We start from the raw sequence: 18,891 nt of genomic DNA, 5'->3' as shown, positions 1-18,891 counted from the left end.
AAAAAGCCCGGTGTCCTTCCCTGATTCAGGGAGGGGCACCGGGCTTTCCGTTCCGGTTCGGGCAGGCTGCCGGCTAAATGCCTGCTGCCCTGGGGCCGCCCGACTCCGGATCATCGAGCGAGGGGTCGGCCGTTGGGGCAGCCTTCAGGCCCGGATCGCCCGTGGCCGCCGTTGGGGCAGCGTCCACGTTTCCACGCCAGGAACCTGTCTCAGTTCCCCTTGACTCAATGAAATCTTTGAACCGCTTAAGGTCTCCCTTAACCCGGTGATCGTCAGCACCTATAACGGCGCCGACTTTTTCTGCGAAAGTCTCCGGATCCCAGTCCAGCTGGACCGTCACCCGTGTTTCGGTATCGCTCAGGCGGTGGAACGTCACCACACCGGCGTGTGACTTACCGTCAGTGCTCTTCCAGGCGACACGCTCATCCGGGTGCTGCTCGGTAACGGTGGTGTCGAAGGTCCGTTCCACCCCGCCCACCTTGGTGACCCACCTGGATTCCTTTTCAGTGACCTGGGTAACGGATTCGACGCCCTTCATGAAGTGCGGAAAGGTCTCGAACTGCGTCCACTGGTTGTAGGCGGTATTCACGGGTACTGCAACGTCAATGGATTCTTCTACGGTGCTCATACTGTCCCTTCGATCGCGGTAGCGACATTCCTGATGGACGAAAGTTCGATAGTACTGTCCGATAGTAAGGGACCTTATTGGACCCTGATCCCCCACCTTAACGAACTGGACAACGGATCACAAACTGAAGGTAAGCTTGCTTATAGCGGCCCCGGCGGGGACGGAAGATTTCGCCCCCGGCCTTGGCCGGAAGTCAACATTTTTCGTCAACACTGGAGGAAACATGAAGGCATCAAAGCAGCTGACCACCAACCTGCAGTCCATCCTGGTGGACTTGATCGAGCTTCATCTGCAGGGCAAGCAGGCCCACTGGAACGTGGTCGGCAAGAACTTCCGGGACCTCCACCTGCAGCTGGATGAGATCATCGAAGACGCCCGCCTGTTCGCCGACGAGCTTGCCGAACGTATGCGCGCACTGCAGGCGGTTCCGGACGGGCGCAGCCAGGCCGTAGCCGAAGGCACCTCCCTTCCGCCGTTCCCGTCAGGCCTGGTTGACACCAAGGACACGGTGACGCTCGTCGTCGCCCTGCTGGAGGGCACCGTCAAGACCATGCGGGATGTCCATGACCAGGTTGACGAAGAGGATCCGACGACGGCGGATATCCTGCACGGATTCATCGGCAAGCTGGAGCAGTACGCCTGGATGGTCGACGCGGAGAACATCAAGCCGACCGCCAGCGTGGTGACGGCGAAGGGCGCCAACAAGGACGCCACGGTCTAGTCCGCACAGATTCCCCGGCCGGGCCCCGCGCATCGCGGGACCCGGCCGGTTCTCTTTGGAGGGTCAGCCGTGAAGCCGGATCGCTTCCTCCACCTCAACAAGCAGCTCAGCCATCTGCGCGCGGGCCGCAGCCGGATCCTCCCGCCCGACGGCGTCAGCCACGCCGGCGTGCAGGTCCAGGGCTTCAGGGCGGGGGCCTGCCGGCATCAGGTTCTGCCGGCTCCGGCCGGACAGCACCTCCGCGAAGACCTCGCGGAGCGAGGCAAACATTTCGTTGCCGCTGGCCTGCAGAAGCAGCGTATGGAAGGCGATGTCTGCTGCGAGGAAGGCTTCAGGATCATGGGCGTCCCGGCGCATCCGCTCCGCTAAATCCTGCAGGGACCGGCGCTGCTCTTCGCTCGCAGCACGTGCCGCTCCAGCCGCGGCAAGGGGTTCGACGGCGATGCGCAGTTCGGTCAGCGAGCGGAACTGGCTGCTGCGTCCCGGCCCGGCCAGCCGCCACCGGATAATCCGCGGATCGTAGACATTCCAGCGTTCCGGCTCCAGGACGACAATTCCGATCCGCCGCTTCGAATAGACCAGGTTCATGGCCTCAAGGATCTGCATGCAGTCGCGAACCACGGTGCGGGAGACGCCAAACTGCTCCTGGAGGCCAACAAGTGTGAGCCGTTTCCCGGGAGCAAGCACTCCGGTCACGATGTCACGGCCAACCACCTCGATGATCCGGCTGTTCATCACCTCGGCTGCAGGGCTGTCCTGCTCAAAAACTCCATTGTCCTGCAAGGCGCATCCTTTGCGGTCCGGCAAGGTCCGTGACCAGCCTCATCCAGCGTAGCCCTCAGGGGGCGTAACCCTCCCAGTCTATGGTGATACCTTTGACAGCACCATGGATCGAAGCGTGGGCATCCCATCTTCGGCGACAACGGCGTCCTGAGGAGCAGTACCGTGAATCACCCCACCCAGCATCTGGTCATCATGGGTGTCGCCGGTTCGGGTAAAACCACCACCGCCACGCTGCTCTCCGAACACCTCGGCTGGATCGCCGCGGAGGCAGACGAATTCCATCCCACCGCCAATATCGACAAAATGACCTCCGGGATACCCCTCACTGACGACGACCGCTGGCCGTGGCTCGGCGCCATCACCGGCTGGATGAGCACCCAGGCCCGGAACGGACGCTGCACCATCATCACCTGTTCCGCGCTGAAGCGCAGCTACCGCGAGGTACTGGCGCAGGCGGACGGGCAGGTCCACTTCGTGCATCTGCACGGCGAACCCGAGCTGCTTGCCGAGCGGATGCAGTCCCGCCGCGGACACTTCATGCCCGCGTCCCTGCTGCCCTCCCAGCTCTCCGCTCTGGAACCGCTGGCCGCAGACGAGCCGGGCATCACCGTCGACATCCTCAGGACTCCAGCCCAGATCACGGCTGAAATCCTGGACCAGCTCCTCCTGGACAACGCCTAAGGGTGCCCTGAAGCAGGTCCGCATCGACCGTGCCGGACCACTGCCGCTGCAATGTCAGTGGCAGGTGACAGCATGTAACACTGCCGGGATTCCGGCGCATGAACTGCCCGGAAGGAACGCAACACACCATGATGGGTGGCCATCACGCCGCGAGCGGCGCAGCGGCATGGGTAGCCGTAGCCTCAACCGCCCCCTACGCACTGGGCTGGTACCCGGTCACTCCGCTTGGCGTTGTCAGCGGAGCCCTACTGACTGCCGGAGCCGCGCTGCTCCCGGACCTCGACCACCACAGTGGAACCATCGCGAATTCCCTCCCACCCCTGACCCGGATCCTGGCCCGCATCACAGAGCGGATCAGCGGCGGTCACCGCCGGGGAACCCATTCCCTGCTCGGGCTCGCCGTTTTCGTCGCACTGGCCGGTGCACTGGGCGAAATGACCACGGAGATTCCCGGACTCGGGACCGTGGAAATCGGCGCAGGCCTGCTTTCTGTCCTGTTGATGGGTTTCGCCCTGAAAGCCCTCAAAATCGCCGGCGGAGCGGCCCGCAGCTGGCTGCTGGCCATCCTTCTCTCACTGTTTATCGCGTTGTACGCGCCGGAAAACAACGGCTGGCTCCCCATCGCCGTCGGACTCGGTGTCGGAGTGCACATCATCGGCGATCTGCTGACTCATCAGGGCGTGATGGTGCTGTGGCCGCTGCGGATAAAACGCCCCCGGAAAATTGCCTCAATGCCGCTGCTGTCCAAATTGTGGAAGGCCAGCGGCTCCCTTTCCATACCAATCATCGGCCGCGCCGGGTCCTGGCGGGAATGGGCAATCATGGTTCCGGTCTCGGTTTATGCCATCTACGGGGTCATTGAAGCCGGGTTCACTTCGCTCCGCGGGTGGCTGGCTTAGAAACCCGGCAGGAAAGTCCGGGACAGGGAGCGCTATCCGCGTCCCTTCCCCGGGCGGCGTCGGGACCTGCTGCCGGCCTTATCCGATGTGCCGTGCTGGTTCTTCCCGGTTTTCCTAACGGGTTTGCCTGCTCCGGGCCGGCCCCCGGTGGTTCTGGGAACTGGCTTTCCCTCGGCAGACTTGCCGGCCTTGGACTTCCGGGTCTTCACCGGCTCTGACTGTGCCGAAGGCTGACGGGAGCTGTTGGCCGTGCGTCCGCGGACTATCCCGATGAACTCCTCAATGTCCGGGTCCTCGGCGTCCTCGCGCCAAGCCACGGCAATCCGGGTCCCTTCCACGCCATGCACCGGCCGGCTGATGATGTCCCGGCGCGAGTGGATCCGTGCCACAGGCATGGGCAGGATCAGCAATCCGGCTCCGGAAGCAACAACCTCCAGTGCCATGGCGGTTCCACCCAGTTCTGCTGCCTCCATGAGGTTCTCTCCAGCCAGGTCGGCCAGCTCCACCTCTTCGAACGCCGCAACGGGATGGTCCTTGGGTGCTGCCACCACCGGCTGCTCGAGGTAAAGCGGAATTGCGTGCTGACCCTCCGGGCGCTGGAATCCAGCTTCCGGGATCCGAAGGAACACCAGGTCCGCTGAGGCGCTTTCCAGACGCGCCAGAACAGCTGTTTCGTCAACCTGTTCGGCTTCGAGGCTCCGCTGGCGGCGTTCCATCCAGCGAGAAATCCATTTACCCGGGGTCACTCCGGGAACATAGGCGATTTTCAGCGGCGGGGCCGCCGAACCGGACGGCGGCAGGGACTCTTGGGACACCTGTTCACACTAGCCCACCACCACCTGCGGGGACGCCGGATACCCTTAAGCCATGACGCCCCAAAAATCTTCCCAATCCATGAAGCCTGAAACGGCCGCCAAGAAGTTGGGCATTTACCTTCCCGCCGCGCCGAAGGAGTTCCAGGAGAACCCTGTTACCCGCGCCGAACTCGACGAACTACTGGCCACGCCTCCGGAATGGCTGACGGAACTCCGCCGCAACGGGCCGCATCCCCGTCCGGTGGTAGCCCAAAAGCTCAACATCTCCATCGGCGGCCTGGCCCGGGGCGGCATCACGGATCCGCTGACCACCGCGCAGATCACCGAACTGCTTGCAGCTCCGCCCCAGTGGCTCGTCGCCGAGCGTGCCAGCTTCGCTGCTGTCCGTGCCGAAGCCAAGCGGGTCAAGGAAGAAGCAGCCAAGAAGCCCACCGCCTAGCACACCCTCTCCCGGCCGCCGCCCCTGTCTCTGTCTCTGCAGAGGTCCCAGGTGTGCGGCCGGCAGGCCCGGGTTAGGCGGCTCCGATCCCCATCACCCTGTCCCTGCCCCGCAAGTTGCCGGGAAAACAGGGGGCCGGGAGGCCCGGGTTAGGCGGCTCCGACCCCCATCCCCCTGTCCCTGCCCCGCAAGTTGCCGGGAAAACAGGGGACCGGGAGGCCCGGGTTCGGCGGCTTTAATATTCCGGCGAGCTCTGCGAGCAAGGAATTTCGTTGCCGCCGTTCCGGGCCTCCCGGGCCCCGGGTCACCAATCCACCAAGCTACCAAGCCAGCAAGGCAGCCCAGGCAACGGGCCCGGCAGCGGACACAAAAAAATCACCCCGGCCAATTGACCGGGGTGATTTTCATAACGTGCGCGAGGGGGGATTTGAACCCCCACGCCCTTTCGGACACTGGCACCTGAAGCCAGCGCGTCTGCCGTTCCGCCACTCGCGCAAAGTGTCTTCCCGTGGAGGTAATGCGGTGAATGTCACCATCAAAGATGAGATTCAGCATTCCGATTCCTCGGGAACAGCAGAATCAAGCATACCGGCATTTGCGCCAAACACCTAAACGAGGCTCCGACGGACCCCAGTGAGCCTTCCCAGGGGGCGCACCAGGCCCGGAAGTCCGCCGAAAATCCGGGGTCTGGTGCCCCGCCGGTCCTGCCCCGGTCAGGGCCACCGTCCAGGAAAGCCGGAAATCAACGCCCCGGGACACCGCTAGGGTGTTAAGACATTTATCAGCTGACCCCAGTAGTATCGGATTGGATAGACATGGGTCCTGTCTGCACGCCTGCATTCCGGCGGTTGGCGGCGGTTGGCAGGGTATGGCGCAGATACGTTTACGGATCACCACCGGGAGATTGGGTCGGAAGCAGGGCAGGATCAGGTCTTCAGCAGGCAGTGCAAACTCTAGGCATAGGGAAGGAGGCGGAGATGGGCCTACTCGACAACGTCGAACGCGGCATTGAACGGATAGTCCGGGGAGCGTTTTCCAGCGGCTCCTCAGGACGCGTTGAACCGCTCGAACTGGCGATCGCCCTCCGCCGCGAACTGGACGAGAAGTCCATGACGCTGGGCCAGGGCCGCACTCTCGCGCCGAATGTCTTCACCGCCCGCCTTTCCGACGAAGACTTTGCCCGCGCCCAGGAATGGGGCGCGCCGCTCGCCGAAGAGCTCTGCGACGTCGTCATCAAGCACGCACGCAGCCAGACCTACACGCTGCAGGGTCCCGTCCGGGTGTCCTTCACCAGGGACTCTTCCCTTAAGCCCGGTTCGCTCGAGGTTGATTCCGCCACGGAGAAGTCCGGCGCAGCCGCCCCCGCCACCCCCAGCCTCCGGCGCCCCGGCAAAGCCCCACCCGCATGCAGCCCGTGCTGGACATAGACGGCCAGCGCTATTCCCTGAATGCCGCCTCAGTTGTCCTCGGCCGATCCTCGGAAGCCGACATCCTTGTGGACGACACCGGGGTTTCCCGGCGCCACCTCGAGATTCGGACCGAGGGCGGCACAGTCCGGGCCGTGGATCTGGGTTCAACCAACGGCAGCTTCGTCAATGGCCAAAAAGTACAGGGAGAAACCATCCTCACCGACGGCTCCACCATTGCCATGGGACGGACGCGCATTACCTTCCGTCTCCTTCCGATCCGGCCCGGGGGGCGCTGATGGACGGCTCCCTGACATTGACGCTGCTGCGCTATGGATTCCTGATTCTGCTGTGGGCCATGGTCCTGGGTGTTGTCGGCGCAATCCGGCGTGACCTGGTGCTAGGCCTGCGGAACCGCACCGGAACTCCGTCCGCACGCCAGGTCCGCAAAAATCCGGCGCTTGAACGTGAAGCTCCGGCACCGGCGCGAGTCCAGGCCCGCCAGATGGTTGTCACCGAAGGGCCCCTTCGCGGAACAACCCTGGAGCTCGCGTCCAGCCCCATTCTGCTGGGCCGTGCGCAGGAAGCAACCCTTGTCCTGGAGGACGACTACGCTTCCGGCCGGCACGCCCGTCTCTTCCCACAGGGCAGCCGCTGGTTCATTGAAGATCTCGGTTCCACCAACGGAACATTCCTGGGTGGTTCCCAGCTGACCCGTGCCCAGCCCGTGGACCCGGGCGTGCCGATCCGCATCGGCAAAACGGTCATCGAATTGAGGCCTTAGCAGTGGCTTTGGTCCTTCGATACGCTGCCCGCTCGGACGTGGGTATGGTGCGGCTCAAGAATGACGATTCGGCCTACGTCGGACGCTACCTCGCTGTCGTCGCAGACGGTATGGGCGGCCACGCCGGTGGAAACGTTGCCTCTGCCTCCACCGTTCTTGACCTCGTCCATCTGGACCGGCCGGACCTGGATGACGAAGCCGTGACCGTACTGGCTGACGAGATCCAGGCGGCCAACTCGCTGCTCTCCGAACTTGTCACGACGTCCCCGGAGCTTTCCGGCATGGGCACCACCGTGACCGCCATGCTGCTGCAGGGAAACCGCGCCGCTCTTGCGCATATCGGCGATTCCCGGGCGTACCGGCTCAAGGACGGCGTCTTCGAGCAGATCAGCGTTGACCACACCTTTGTCCAGCGGCTCATCGATGAAGGCCGGCTGAAGCCTGAGGAAGCCGAGATCCATCCGCACAAGAACGTTCTGATGCGGGTCCTGGGCGACGTTGACGCCAGCCCGGAACTTGACCTGGCCACCTTCGAGGTCGCGGCCGGGGAAAAGTGGCTGCTCTGTTCGGACGGACTCAACGCCGTGCTGCGCGACAGCGACATCGAGTCCGTTCTCCGCGGGCCGGCAGACATTGACGACGCCGTCGACACCCTGGTGGACCTGACGCTTGCCGGCGGCTCTCCGGACAACGTCACGGTGGCCATCGTGGAGATTACTGAGGAAACCGCTGCTGAGGTCAAGCACACACAGCGGGAGCCCGCGCCGGTCACCGGCGGAACAGTTATCCAGCATTCTGCTGCATCTTCCTCAGCCGAGGCAACGGGAAACACGGCTATCCCCGGTCCCGCTGCAGCGGATGGGCCGGAGAAGGCGGTTCCCGAGAATGACGGGGACCGTGACGTCGACAATCCCGTCCGGGCTGAGCTGATCCGCCAGGACCTGGCCTCCCGTCCGCATGTCCTGGTTGGCGCTGCCTCCCTGGCTACGGAAACCGGCCAGATCCCCATCGTCACCGAACGGACAGCGGAGCGCCGCGCTGCGCGCATGCTGATGCATAAGGCGGACGACGCCGGTTCCCCGGACACTCCCGTGGAAACCGAGGCACCGCCCAAGCGCAGGCGGTGGATCCTCCTGGTAGTGCTGGCGGTCCTGGCCGCCCTGCTGGCATCGGTGCTGTGGGTTGGCTATGCCTGGACCCAGACCCGCTATTACGTCGGTTCTTCGGATAACCGCGTCGCGATCTTCAACGGGGTCTCGCAGACACTCGGGCCGATCAAGCTCTCGCAGGTTACGGAGACAACCAACATTCCTGTCGACAGCCTGCCCGAATACTGGCGCAGCCGGGTGAACGACACCGTCCCTGCCCGGGACCTCGTCCACGCCGAAGAGATCGTTGACCAGCTTCGGGGCACCGCCAAAGCCATCCTCTGCCCGGCCCCTTCGGAAACGGAACCTGCGCCGTCGCCGTCGCCGTCGGCCACCGTGCTCGCCGATGCACTGGAGGCCACTGCGGACCCGGATTCCGCTCCCTCGGTCACCAACCCATGCGGAGGACAGGAATGATGTCCGAACTCGCCGCTCCCGCCAAGTCCCGCCGCAACGTCGAGGCCGTTCTCCTCCTCCTCGCCCTCGGCGTGGGCGTGGGCGCCAACATGCTTGTCGGCATCGATGAAGACCGTGCCTTCGACTCAGATTTCTGGGTTCAGGGAGGCACACTCGTAGCCCTGGTCCTGGCATTTCACATAGTCCTTCGATTCCGGGCCAAATATGCCGACCCGGTAATACTTCCCATCGTCACCGCACTGAACGGCATCGGCTTGGCCATGATCCACCGGCTGGACATCGTCGAGGGGGACACGGCCGCCGACCGCCAGCTGCTCTGGAGCGCCGTCGCCGTCGCTGCGGCCATCGGTGTGCTGTTTGTGGTCAAGGACCACCGCATCCTGCGGCGGTACACGTACATCTCACTGATTGTCAGCGCCGTCCTGCTCCTGCTGCCGCTCACGCCGCTCGGCTTGACCATCAACGGTGCCCGGATCTGGATCAATGTGGGCTTCGGAACCTTCCAGCCCGGCGAAATTGCCAAAATCACGCTTGCTATATTCTTTGCCGGGTATCTTTCCACGAACCGGGACCTGATCCTGCTCGCCGGCCGGAAGGTAGGCCCGCTGCAGTTCCCCAGGTTCAAGGACCTGGGGCCCATGATGGCTGCCTGGGGCGTGAGCATCGGTGTCCTCGTCTTCCAGCGCGATCTGGGTTCGTCGATCCTGTTCTTCGGGCTTTTTATGGCCATGATCTACGTTGCGACCAGCCGCGTCAGCTGGGTCCTGATCGGCCTGGCGCTGATCGGTGCTGGCGGACTGGTCGCCGTCCAGCTGTTCAGCCATGTGGCACTGCGCATCGACAGCTGGATTAACGCCTTCAATCCTGAAGTCATCGACCGTAATCCCGGCGGCAGCTGGCAGGTCGTGCAGGGACTCTTCGGCCTGGCCAGCGGAGGTATGACCGGAACCGGACTCGGACAGGGCCGTCCGGACCTGGTGACCTATGCGAACTCGGACATGATCATCGCCGCCCTCGGGGAGGAACTCGGGCTGATCGGCGTTTTCGCGATCGTGCTGCTTTTCGTGCTGCTGGTTTCGCGCGGCTTCCGGGCCGCGCTTGGGACACGGGACGGGTTCGGCAAGCTGCTGGCTTGCGGATTGTCCTTCACCATCGCCCTGCAGTGTTTCGTGGTGATCGGCGGAGTCACACGGATTATCCCGCTGACCGGCCTGACCACGCCGTTTATGTCTGCCGGCGGCTCCTCGCTGCTGGCCAACTGGATCATCGTTGCCCTGCTGCTGCTGATCTCCAACGCCGCCCGGCGCCCCGCCGCCACCGGCCTGATGAATGATATGGAGCCTGCCCTGGCCTCTCCAGCCGGCACCGGAAACCCGCTGCGCCGCCCCAGCACCGACACCACAGAGGTGAGGCGCGCATGAACCAGGCCATCCGCAACAGCTGGGTCGTGGCCCTGGCCATGTTCCTGGCCATCCTGGGTTCGCTGACCTATGTCCAGTTCTTTGCCGCCGAGGAGCTCAACGACAACCCCATCAACGTCCGCAGCCTCTACCAGGACTTCGGCCAGAACCGCGGCTCCATCCTGGTGGACGGAGTGCCTATCGCTGAATCCGTCCCCTCGAACGACCAGTTCAACTTCCAGCGGGTCTACAACGATGCCGAGCTCTATTCGGCCGTCACCGGCTACTTCTCACTGGTCTATGGCGTGACCCAGCTGGAACAGGCCATGAATGACGAGCTGACCGGCAACAGCGACCAGCAGTTCTACGACCGCCTGGTCCAGCTGCTTTCCGGCGCCCAGGCCGAGGGGGCTTCCGTGGAGCTCACCATCGACCCTGACCTGCAGCAAATGGCCTACGACCTGATTCCCGACGGCCAGAAGGGCTCGATCGTGATGATGGACCCTAAGACCGGCGATATCCTGGCCATGGTCTCGAAACCCTCGTATGACACAAATCTGCTGGCAGGACACAACACCGCCGAGGTAGAGGCCAACATGGAAGCGCTGCTGGGTGTTCCAGGGCTCTCCCCCTACATAAATCCGGCAACCCAGTCCCTCCTGGCCCCGGGATCGACCTTTAAATTAGTTGTCGCAGCAGCCGCGCTGGAAACCGGTAAGTACAACGCGGAATCGGTCATTCCGAACCCCGCCGCTTTGCCCCTGCCGGGCACCACGATTTCGCTTCCGAACTTCACCAACGGTTTGTGCTCAACCCGCAGCGAAGCTGACCTTCAGTTCGCCCTCGAACAGTCCTGCAACACCGTGTTCGCCCAGGTCGCATGGGACGTCGGCGAGGACGCTCTGGCTCAGCAGGCGGAGAAGTTCGGTTTCGGACAGTCACTGAACATCCCCACGGATGTCACCGCCAGCCAGTTCCCCGACACGGAGGGACAGGCCGAACTCGCCCTGTCTTCCATCGGACAGGGCAGCGTGACCACAACCCCGCTGCAGGTAGCCATGATCTCTGCGGCGATCGCCAATAACGGCGTGCAGATGACCCCAAACCTGATCAAGGCGGTCCGTGCACCCGACCTGTCCATCATCGATGAGCCTGAGCCCACGGTACTCAACACCTCAGTCAGCCCGGGGACTGCCGCTCAGCTGACGGACTGGATGGTGAGCGTTGTGGACAACGGATCTGCCTCAGCCGCCCGTGTTCCGGGGTTCAAGGTGGCGGGCAAGACCGGCACCGCCGAAGTCGAGGGACGCGGCGATAATGCCTGGTTCACCGGCTTCGCCCCGGCAGATGACCCCCAGGTGGCCATTTCCATCGTCATGGAAGACGTTGACCTGACCACCGGATCCCAATTGACCACTCCAAGCGCGCAAAAACTCCTAGAGGCGGTGTTGAATAAGTGAGGCCTACTTCGGGTATCACCTTAGGCGGCAGGTTCCAGCTGACCGATCGTATAGCCATCGGCGGCATGGGCGAGGTCTGGAAGGCCCGGGACCTTGTTCTGGGCCGGATCGTTGCCATCAAGATCCTCAAGGAGGAGTACACCGGCGATCCGGGTTTCCTGAACCGTTTCCGCGCCGAGGCACGCCACACTGCCCTGCTGAACCACGAAGGCATCGCCAACGTGTTCGATTACGGCGAGGAGGAGGGATCGGCCTACCTGGTAATGGAACTCGTTCCGGGCCAGCCGCTCTCCAGCATTATCGAACGCGAAAAGGTCCTCTCCCCGGACCGGACGCTTTCCATCATTGGCCAGACCGCCACGGCACTGGCTGTTGCCCACCGCCAGGGCCTGGTACACCGCGATGTGAAGCCCGGCAACCTGCTGATCATGCCCGATGGGCGGGTGAAGATCACCGACTTCGGCATTGCGCGCCTTGCCGACCAGGTACCGCTCACCGCCACTGGCCAGGTCATGGGGACCGCCCAGTACCTGGCACCCGAACAGGCAACCGGCCAGCAGGCCACCGGGTCCAGCGACATTTACGCCCTCGGTGTCATCGGATATGAACTGCTGGCCGGCACCCGTCCGTTCTCCGGCGAATCCCAGATCGCCATTGCCCTGGCCCAGGTCAATGACACCCCGCCTCCGCTGCCGGAATCCATCCCCGCTCCGGTGCGTGCCCTGATCATGTCCATGCTGGCCAAGGACCCGGCGGACCGGCCGTCCGACGCCGAGGCCCTGGCCCGTGCCGTCGCGGCCATCCGCCGCGGCGATATCCGCGCCGCAGAGCAGGCCGTCCCGGGAATGCTCCTCTTCGGTGCCGCCGGCACCGCTGCCACCAGCACCGTCACGGCACCGGTTCCGATGCCCGGCAACACCTCCGCCACCCGCGTGGTGGACACGTCCCCCTCGACCTCCGCGCTTCCGGTGGCATCCTCCCCAGCAAATGGCCAGGCAACCGGTGCAGTGGCCGCGTCCCGCGAATGGACCGACGAGGACGTCGATAACGACGGCGACGGCTACGGCAGCGATGACGACTACGATGACCAGCCCCGGCGCAAGAAGTGGCTGATCCCGCTGATCGTGTTCCTGTCCCTGGTCCTGATCGCCATCATTGCCGTGATCGCCGTGAACCTGAACTCCGATCCGGCAGGCGACAACCAGACCACGAACTCACCTTCGACGTCGAACTCCCCGTCCACATCGGCCAGTTCAACGCGCAGCAGCGCGTCACCGACCTCGAGCTCGCCGTCACCGACCACTCCGTCCGGCAGCCCCAGCACAACTGCTCCGGAGATCACCATCAACGCCTCCCAGTACCAGGGCCGCGATGTGAATGCCGTGTCGCAGGAACTCAGCGCACTCGGTTTGGCCGTGAGCCGCAACCCTGTGGCCTCTGACCAGCCGGAAGGCACCGTCCTCGACGTCAACCCCGTCGGCCCGCTGTCCCGCGGCGATGCCATAGCCATCACCTACTCCAGCGGCCCTGCCATGGTTACCGTCCCCGGTGGCCTGATGGATTCCCAGGCGTCGGCTGCCAGCCAGGCCATCGTGAATGCCGGACTGGTTCCTAACCGGGTCACCCAGCAGGATTCCAAGCCGGAGGGCACCGTCATCAGCGTCAATCCGGGTGAAGGCGCCACCGTTGCCCAGGGATCTACAGTGACAATCGTGGTTTCCAGCGGGCCTCCCGCTGAAACCGCACAACCAGGTGCGGGAGCCTCCGGCCCCGCCAGCCCGTAACGACCATGAGCGCGGACTTCCTGAAAGGACACCCCACACTGAACACTGACCGTATCCTCAACGGGCGGTATGAGGTAGGTGAACTCATCGGCCGCGGCGGTATGGCTGACGTCTACCTCGGCCGTGACTCCCGGCTGGGACGCTCAGTGGCGATTAAGGTGCTCCGCCCGGACCTGGCACGTGATCCGCTGTTCCAGTCCAGGTTCCGGCGGGAAGCACAGGCGGTCGCCGGTTTAAACCACCCCTCCATAGTCTCCGTGTATGACACCGGTGACCAGGAGGCGGAAGACGGATCCCGCGACGAGGTCCGCCTGCCTTTCATCGTGATGGAATACGTTTCCGGACGCACCCTCCGGGACCTCATCAAAGCCGGCGAGATCAGCATTGATGCGGCTGTGGACTACACGCTGGGTGTACTGGCTGCCCTCGAGTACAGCCACCGCTCCGGGATTGTGCACCGCGACATTAAACCGGCCAACGTTATGGTCGCCGCCGATGGGCGGGTCAAGGTCATGGACTTCGGGATAGCCCGTGCCATCGCTGACTCTGCAGCGACGATGACGCAGACCCAGGCAGTCATTGGCACCGCGCAGTACCTCTCTCCGGAACAGGCGCGCGGCGAAACGGTCGACGCACGCAGCGACCTGTATTCCGCAGCCTGCCTGTTCTTTGAGATGCTGGCCGGACGCCCGCCCTTTGTGGGGGACAGCCCGGTGTCTGTGGCATACCAGCATGTGCGCGAGCAGCCGCCCAAGGCCAGCAGCTTCAACCACGAGGTTTCGCCGGCATTGGATTCGGTACTGGAACGCGGGCTGGCCAAGGACCGCGACGAGCGGTACCAGAACGCCCATGCCTTCAGTGAGGCGCTGCAGGCCGCGCGCCGTGGCCAGCTGGAACCGGAACGGACCGGCGCCACCGAGGCCATCCAGATCCCCAAAACGACTGTGCAGCCCTGGCCCGAAGAGGAACCACGGACCCGTGCCATGGCCCGGGTCATGGAGGGTGGGCCGCTTACGAGCATGTCCGCAGACGACCTCCAGGAAGAAGAAGGTCCGTCCCGGCTGTCCGTGGGCAATGACCAGGAGCGCGACCCCAAGCAGAAGAAGCGCCGCCGGGCCTGGATGCTCACGCTGTTCCTTGCCCTGGCGCTGCTTCTCACGGCCGGAGGCATTTTCGCCTACAACCTGGCCAACCAGCCGCCGCCTCCACCCGTGGCCGGGAGCATCCCGGACGTGGAAAACATGACCCAGACCGAAGCCATCAACGCCATAACCGGTGAAGGCTTCCGGGCACCCGTAATCGAGCCGCAGTACAGCGACACGGTCGAATCGGGCCTGGCCATCGGAACCTCTCCCTCTGCTGGCACGAACACGCTGTTCGACGCCGATATCACGCTGTTCGTGTCCCAGGGGCCGTCAGCGGTCGCGATCCCGGATACCCTGCCTGGCATGAGCGAGGCCCAGGCCAGGGATGTCCTGCGCCTTATGGGGCTGCAGGGCGGGAATACCGTCACCGCTAACAGCCCGGTCGTTCCCGAGGGGCGGGTCATCGAAACAAGGCCCGGAATCGGAACCTCGGTGCAGGTCGGCAGCACCGTGGACCTGGTGCTCTCCTCCGGGAAGGTCACCGTTCCCAATCTCGTGGACGTGAGCATCGAAGAGGCCCGGGCCTATCTGGCAGATCCTGCCTACGGGCTGGAAGTGACAGTGGAGGAAGTCGAAAACTCGGTGGTGAAACCGGGTACTGTCACGGCTCAAAGCGCCCCGCCGGGATCGGATGTTCCGCAGGGCAGCACCATCACGCTGACGGTCGCCAAGGAGCCGGCAAGCCCGTCGCCGTCGGCGTCGGCGTCGCCCAGTTCGTCCTCATCGCCGTCGAGCTCCGGTAACCGGCGGGACGACTAGCAGCGGCAGGCGCTATGAACCCGAACTGATCAGCGGGCTCAGCGTCGCTGCGTGTGCTGCGGCGCCTTCGAGGCCAAGGCCTTCCAGCCAGTTGCCCAGCATCTGGTAGCCGCCCTCGGTGAGCACGGATTCCGGGTGGAACTGCACGCCGGACAGCGGGGCTGTCCGGTGCCGCAGTCCCATGATGATGCCGCTGGCAGTCCGTGCGGTGACTTCGAGCTCCGCCGGAATCCGGTCCGCGACTGCAGCCAGGGAGTGGTAGCGGGTGGCCGTCAGCGGGCTGGGCAGCCCGGTGAAGACATCCGTCCCGTGGTGCTCTACTTCGGAGGTTTTTCCGTGCATCAGTTCCGGGGCGTGTGTGACGGTGCCGCCGAAGGCTTCGGCCAGTGCCTGGTGCCCCAGGCAGACCCCCAGCATCGGCTTCGCGTTCTCCTTGCACCAGCGGATGAGCTCGATGCAGACCCCGGCGTCCGCTGGGGCCCCTGGTCCGGGGGAGACGAGCACACCGTCCCGGGCTGCCGCCAGCTCTTTGGCTTCCGCCAGGCTCAGGTCGTCGTTGCGCACCACAGTCGTCTGGGCGCCCAGCTGCTGCAGATAGCCCACAAGGGTATAGACAAAGCTGTCGTAGTTATCGACCACGAGAATACGCGTGCTCATTGCCTCAGGAACCGCCAATCGTTGAATCCGTCAGTGGGCCCAGGAAACTGAATTCCGAGAACCAGGGAAAAACATAGACCATCAGTGCCAGCACCACGCCCGCGGCCAGCACTACAGACGTGATGATGCGTACCCACAGCGGGCCGGGCAGATGCCGGAAGATCCAAGCGTACATTTTATCCTTGTCCTCCTGTCTTGGCCGCTGCAATTGCTGCTATCTCAGCCGGGGGTCCCGCCGACGCGGGTTGCCAGGACTCCATCACCGCGTACGCAATGAACCGTTCCTGCGAGCCAAACCGCGGATTACACGTAGTCAGCGTCAGGATCCGCTCTGAGGGCACTGTGCCGGGCTGTGTGGGGACCGGGGCCAGAACGTCGACCTGGTCCGGCAGGACAATCTGGCTGTTCCGGTAGACATAGGTGTAATAACCCTCCGCTGTCTGCACATAAATGCGATCCCCGGGAACCAGGGTGTCGACGGCGTCAAGGACCTGGCCGTGGGTTTGCCGGTGGCCCGCCAAAGCGAAATTGCCGACTTCGCCGGGCATGGCCGTTTCCGGGTAGTGGCCAAGACCCAGGGTATCCAGGACCTCCGTTCCCACGCCCTGGGTAACCGGCCGGGCATGCTCCGGGCCGAACCGGGGGATATAGATCGCGGCAAAGGTGTCGCCTTCAGCGCCGGGGACGGGCAGCACCGACGGATCACCGTAGTTTTCCGGAGCCCCCGCGCCGGCGGAGGCCGGCGGGGTGTCAAACCCGGAAAAGAGTTGCTCCATGGCCTGTTCCTGCCGGCGGTCTGACTCGATGTTGGTCCACCACAATTCCCAGACCACAAACAGGACCAGCACCAACCCTGCGGTAATCAGCAGTTCGCCAATCACCTGGACTGCCAGGGAGCCCCGTCCGCGCTTTGCACCCTTCAAGGAGTTCCGCCGTGTCCGGCGGGTTTCGGGCACACTGGTTTCGGTTCCCGCGATGTCATCCGTTGAACTGTGCAACCGGTCCCGGTCCTCTCTCTGCTCTGCCGGTGGTACCGGGCACTTTGGTGCTGGTCATTCGCTACGATTGGCAGAGGGGAACCTGCAAGCCACCCAGCTCACCGCCGATACCCAGTCAGGATATCGCTGCACCGGTCTGAGGGGCGAGGCACGCGGACCTTCCCACAGACCATAACCGCACCGGCATGAAGTGAGCCGGTTCCGCTAGGAGGATCCGTGCCCGAGTCAAAGTCCCGCAAGAAGCCGTCAGCCGCCGAGGCACCCGCTGCTGCCAAGGGAAAAACCGCACCGAAACCCAATCCGGTTTGGTACAAGCCGGTGATGTTTGGCCTGATGCTGATCGGGCTGATCTGGATCATCGTTTTTTACATCTCCGAGGGCGTGTATCCGGTCCCTGCACTGGGATCAGGCAACATCCTGGTCGGTTTCGGACTCGCAATCGCCGGCTTCCTGATGACTACCCGCTGGCGCTAACCCTCCCACACACTAACCACAACTCCCGGTATGCGGTCATCCGCCTGCCGGGATTTCGTGTTTTAAACAGCCTTACCCACAGCGGGGCAACTTCTCCACAGGGCGTTATCCACAGGCGTGCATAACCTGTTCAGAACGGCGCCACCTGACCGGCAGCTACCCCGGGGGCCCCATCCCCGGCTTTTCCACAGGACCAGGTGGAAAAGCTGGGGATAACTTGAGCTGAACCGAGCCTAGGTTGTACCCACCATGTGCACAGAGTTATCCACAACTGTGGGTAACTCTGTGGTCAGTTCGAGCAGATTTGCCGTGTTGCCGGGGAATATAGTTATCCACAGCTGTGGAATTACATGTGTGTAACTCAGACGCAGCACTGGATAACTTCGGAAGAGAGTTTCCCACCGAGTGTGCATAACTCTGAGCCAAGCCTGTGGATAACGCGGTCGGGTCCATAGAATGAACCGGATGGTGCCAGTTTCGGCACCTGCGGAGCGCTGAGTTACACGCCTGTAAGTTATTAACAATGTGGGTATCTCTGTGGATAACCATCCGGCTGTGGGAGGCAGGACCGGGATAAGGCGGTTAACCGCAGCAGGCCCCCGGCTTTACCGGAGGCCTGCTGAGAGAAGGACGGCGGGCAGCTAGAAGCTGGGTGTCCAGAAGAAGGCGAGGCCAAGCAGCACCAGGGCGATCACGGCGAGGCCGCCGAACTGCACCAGCGACCTGCGCGGGCCCTTGGGAGCATATGCCAGCACCGCGGCACAGGCAGCACCTGTCACCAATCCGCCCAGGTGCGCCTGCCAGGAAATACTCGGATAGACGAACCCCAGCACGAGGTTTATCCCGATGAGGATCAGCAATGCCTTAACATCCCCGCCGCGCTGACGCTGAATGACGAACAGTGCGCCGAACAGCCCAAAGATGGCGCCTGAAGCGCCCACCACGGCTTGGAAGGCCGGTGCCAGCATGAGGACACCGATAGAGCCGCCAAGCGCGGAAATCAGGTACAGCAGGATAAACCGGACCCGCCCCAGCAGTGGTTCCAGGGTCCGGCCCAGGAGCCACAGCGCATAGAGGTTGAACGCGATGTGCAGGATAAACCCGGGGGAGTGCAGGAACGCAGCGCTGATCAGCCGCCACGGTTCGGACGCTGCGAGGATGGGAGCGAACAGGAACTGTTCCGCGAAGCCCGGCACCAGCCATTGAAGGGCGTAAGCGATTCCGCACAGGATCATGAGCGTTGTGGTGACCACCGGTTTGCCGGTCCGGGCGGCGCCGCCGTAGGGAGTCCGGTAGGCGGGGGTGTTCCGGCGGCTGTCCTGGAAACAGTCCACGCACTGGATGCCCACCGGTGCGCTGTGCTGGCACTCAGGGCAGGCGGCCCGCCCGCAGCGCTGGCAGCGGATATAACTGACGCGGTCGGGATGCCGCGGGCAGACAGGTACTTCAGGGGCCGGCGGGCCGGCCGGAATTCCGTAGGACATGTTGGGTTG

The 18,891-nt window shown here is 63.9% G+C and carries 17 protein-coding genes, 1 tRNA gene and 2 pseudogenes; 12 read left to right on the top strand and 8 right to left on the bottom strand.

Going from position 1 to position 18,891, the window contains the following annotated elements:
• Positions 1-181 precede the first annotated feature (181 nt).
• Positions 182-628 (bottom strand): annotated as a pseudogene (locus ArtHe_RS15055) (SRPBCC family protein); the annotation flags it as partial.
• A 223-nt stretch (positions 629-851) separates the two neighbouring features.
• On the opposite strand from ArtHe_RS15055, the gene ArtHe_RS15050 reads away from it, so the two are divergent.
• A complete protein-coding gene (locus ArtHe_RS15050; RefSeq protein WP_066300529.1) occupies positions 852-1,349 on the top strand; it encodes a DNA starvation/stationary phase protection protein in 498 nt (165 codons plus the stop codon).
• 63 nt (positions 1,350-1,412) lie between these two features.
• Here the strand turns inward: ArtHe_RS15050 and ArtHe_RS15045 are convergent, their stop codons facing one another.
• Positions 1,413-2,132 (bottom strand): FadR/GntR family transcriptional regulator, encoded by a 720-nt coding sequence (locus tag ArtHe_RS15045; RefSeq protein WP_248317673.1) that lies wholly within the window; start codon positions 2,130-2,132, stop codon positions 1,413-1,415.
• Positions 2,133-2,294: 162 nt separating this feature from the next.
• Here ArtHe_RS15045 and ArtHe_RS15040 point away from each other — a divergent pair, with 162 nt between their 5' ends.
• Both ArtHe_RS15040 and ArtHe_RS15035 read left to right on the top strand, forming a co-directional pair.
• Complete coding sequence (locus ArtHe_RS15040) at positions 2,295-2,813, top strand: gluconokinase (protein ID WP_248317672.1); 519 nt, start codon at positions 2,295-2,297, stop codon at positions 2,811-2,813.
• A 128-nt stretch (positions 2,814-2,941) separates the two neighbouring features.
• The gene (locus tag ArtHe_RS15035) at positions 2,942-3,712 is read left to right on the top strand and encodes a metal-dependent hydrolase (RefSeq protein WP_248317671.1); all 771 of its coding nucleotides are present in this window, start codon (positions 2,942-2,944) and stop codon (positions 3,710-3,712) included.
• Between the two features lie 32 nt (positions 3,713-3,744).
• On the opposite strand, the gene ArtHe_RS15030 is transcribed toward ArtHe_RS15035, so the two are convergent.
• Positions 3,745-4,527 (bottom strand): substrate-binding domain-containing protein, encoded by a 783-nt coding sequence (locus ArtHe_RS15030; protein WP_248317670.1) that lies wholly within the window; start codon positions 4,525-4,527, stop codon positions 3,745-3,747.
• A 79-nt stretch (positions 4,528-4,606) separates the two neighbouring features.
• Here ArtHe_RS15030 and ArtHe_RS15025 point away from each other — a divergent pair, with 79 nt between their 5' ends.
• Entirely contained in the window at positions 4,607-4,966 is a 360-nt protein-coding gene (locus ArtHe_RS15025) for a DUF5997 family protein (protein WP_248317668.1), read from the top strand.
• A 412-nt stretch (positions 4,967-5,378) separates the two neighbouring features.
• Here ArtHe_RS15025 and ArtHe_RS15020 read toward each other — a convergent pair.
• Positions 5,379-5,461, bottom strand: a tRNA-Leu gene (locus ArtHe_RS15020).
• A gap of 482 nt (positions 5,462-5,943) precedes the next feature.
• On the opposite strand from ArtHe_RS15020, the pseudogene ArtHe_RS15015 reads away from it, so the two are divergent.
• The 7 genes and pseudogenes from ArtHe_RS15015 to pknB all read left to right on the top strand — a co-directional run bounded on the left by ArtHe_RS15015 (position 5,944) and on the right by pknB (position 15,269).
• Positions 5,944-6,671 (top strand): annotated as a pseudogene (locus ArtHe_RS15015) (DUF3662 and FHA domain-containing protein).
• Positions 6,671-7,156, top strand: a complete 486-nt coding sequence (locus tag ArtHe_RS15010; RefSeq protein ID WP_066300510.1) for an FHA domain-containing protein — start codon at positions 6,671-6,673, stop codon at positions 7,154-7,156. The pseudogene ArtHe_RS15015 and the gene ArtHe_RS15010 overlap by 1 nt, the downstream one beginning before the upstream one ends.
• 2 nt (positions 7,157-7,158) lie before the next feature.
• Positions 7,159-8,721 carry a PP2C family serine/threonine-protein phosphatase gene (locus ArtHe_RS15005; RefSeq protein WP_248317667.1) on the top strand — a complete coding sequence of 521 codons (1,563 nt, stop codon included), beginning with the start codon at positions 7,159-7,161 and terminating at the stop codon, positions 8,719-8,721.
• Positions 8,721-10,142 (top strand): FtsW/RodA/SpoVE family cell cycle protein, encoded by a 1,422-nt coding sequence (locus ArtHe_RS15000; RefSeq protein ID WP_174522143.1) that lies wholly within the window; start codon positions 8,721-8,723, stop codon positions 10,140-10,142. Before ArtHe_RS15005 ends, ArtHe_RS15000 begins: the two co-directional genes overlap by 1 nt.
• Positions 10,139-11,581: a penicillin-binding transpeptidase domain-containing protein gene (locus tag ArtHe_RS14995; RefSeq protein ID WP_066300501.1), complete on the top strand. Its 1,443-nt coding sequence runs from the start codon at positions 10,139-10,141 to the stop codon at positions 11,579-11,581. The genes ArtHe_RS15000 and ArtHe_RS14995 overlap by 4 nt, the downstream gene beginning before the upstream one ends.
• The gene (locus ArtHe_RS14990) at positions 11,578-13,365 is read left to right on the top strand and encodes a protein kinase (RefSeq protein WP_248317666.1); all 1,788 of its coding nucleotides are present in this window, start codon (positions 11,578-11,580) and stop codon (positions 13,363-13,365) included. The genes ArtHe_RS14995 and ArtHe_RS14990 overlap by 4 nt, the downstream gene beginning before the upstream one ends.
• Before the next feature lie 5 nt (positions 13,366-13,370).
• A complete protein-coding gene (gene pknB / locus ArtHe_RS14985; RefSeq protein WP_248317665.1) occupies positions 13,371-15,269 on the top strand; it encodes a Stk1 family PASTA domain-containing Ser/Thr kinase in 1,899 nt (632 codons plus the stop codon).
• Positions 15,270-15,281: 12 nt separating this feature from the next.
• Here the strand turns inward: pknB and ArtHe_RS14980 are convergent, their stop codons facing one another.
• The 3 genes from ArtHe_RS14980 to ArtHe_RS14970 are packed head-to-tail and all read right to left on the bottom strand — an operon-like array spanning position 15,282 to position 16,849.
• Positions 15,282-15,926, bottom strand: a complete 645-nt coding sequence (locus ArtHe_RS14980; protein WP_248317664.1) for an aminodeoxychorismate/anthranilate synthase component II — start codon at positions 15,924-15,926, stop codon at positions 15,282-15,284.
• A 4-nt stretch (positions 15,927-15,930) separates the two neighbouring features.
• Complete coding sequence (locus ArtHe_RS14975; RefSeq protein ID WP_169795750.1) at positions 15,931-16,101, bottom strand: hypothetical protein; 171 nt, start codon at positions 16,099-16,101, stop codon at positions 15,931-15,933.
• 1 nt (position 16,102) lies between these two features.
• Positions 16,103-16,849, bottom strand: a complete 747-nt coding sequence (locus tag ArtHe_RS14970; protein ID WP_248319820.1) for a class E sortase — start codon at positions 16,847-16,849, stop codon at positions 16,103-16,105.
• A 291-nt stretch (positions 16,850-17,140) separates the two neighbouring features.
• Here ArtHe_RS14970 and ArtHe_RS14965 point away from each other — a divergent pair, with 291 nt between their 5' ends.
• Positions 17,141-17,398, top strand: a complete 258-nt coding sequence (locus ArtHe_RS14965) for a cell division protein CrgA (RefSeq protein WP_248317663.1) — start codon at positions 17,141-17,143, stop codon at positions 17,396-17,398.
• 641 nt (positions 17,399-18,039) lie between these two features.
• Here the strand turns inward: ArtHe_RS14965 and ArtHe_RS14960 are convergent.
• Positions 18,040-18,732: a rhomboid family intramembrane serine protease gene (locus ArtHe_RS14960; RefSeq protein WP_349238361.1), complete on the bottom strand. Its 693-nt coding sequence runs from the start codon at positions 18,730-18,732 to the stop codon at positions 18,040-18,042.
• Between the last annotated feature and the right edge of the window lie 159 nt (positions 18,733-18,891).

Source organism: Arthrobacter sp. Helios, from assembly GCF_023167125.1.
GTDB classification, from domain to species: domain Bacteria; phylum Actinomycetota; class Actinomycetes; order Actinomycetales; family Micrococcaceae; genus Arthrobacter_B; species Arthrobacter_B luteolus.
This window is presented reverse-complemented; position numbering and strand designations above follow the sequence as displayed.

What these genes read in the sequence shown, in the direction of transcription:
- ArtHe_RS15050 (WP_066300529.1), top strand. Translation starts at nt 852, where the DNA reads ATGAAGGCATCAAAGCAGCTGACCACCAACCTGCAGTCCATCCTGGTG.
- ArtHe_RS15035 (WP_248317671.1), top strand. Translation starts at nt 2,942, where the DNA reads ATGATGGGTGGCCATCACGCCGCGAGCGGCGCAGCGGCATGGGTAGCC.
- ArtHe_RS15025 (WP_248317668.1), top strand. Translation starts at nt 4,607, where the DNA reads ATGAAGCCTGAAACGGCCGCCAAGAAGTTGGGCATTTACCTTCCCGCC.
- ArtHe_RS15010 (WP_066300510.1), top strand. Translation starts at nt 6,671, where the DNA reads ATGGACGGCTCCCTGACATTGACGCTGCTGCGCTATGGATTCCTGATT.
- ArtHe_RS15000 (WP_174522143.1), top strand. Translation starts at nt 8,721, where the DNA reads ATGTCCGAACTCGCCGCTCCCGCCAAGTCCCGCCGCAACGTCGAGGCC.
- ArtHe_RS14995 (WP_066300501.1), top strand. Translation starts at nt 10,139, where the DNA reads ATGAACCAGGCCATCCGCAACAGCTGGGTCGTGGCCCTGGCCATGTTC.
- pknB (WP_248317665.1), top strand. Translation starts at nt 13,371, where the DNA reads ATGAGCGCGGACTTCCTGAAAGGACACCCCACACTGAACACTGACCGT.
- ArtHe_RS14980 (WP_248317664.1), bottom strand. Translation starts at nt 15,926, where the DNA reads ATGAGCACGCGTATTCTCGTGGTCGATAACTACGACAGCTTTGTCTAT.
- ArtHe_RS14975 (WP_169795750.1), bottom strand. Translation starts at nt 16,101, where the DNA reads ATGTACGCTTGGATCTTCCGGCATCTGCCCGGCCCGCTGTGGGTACGC.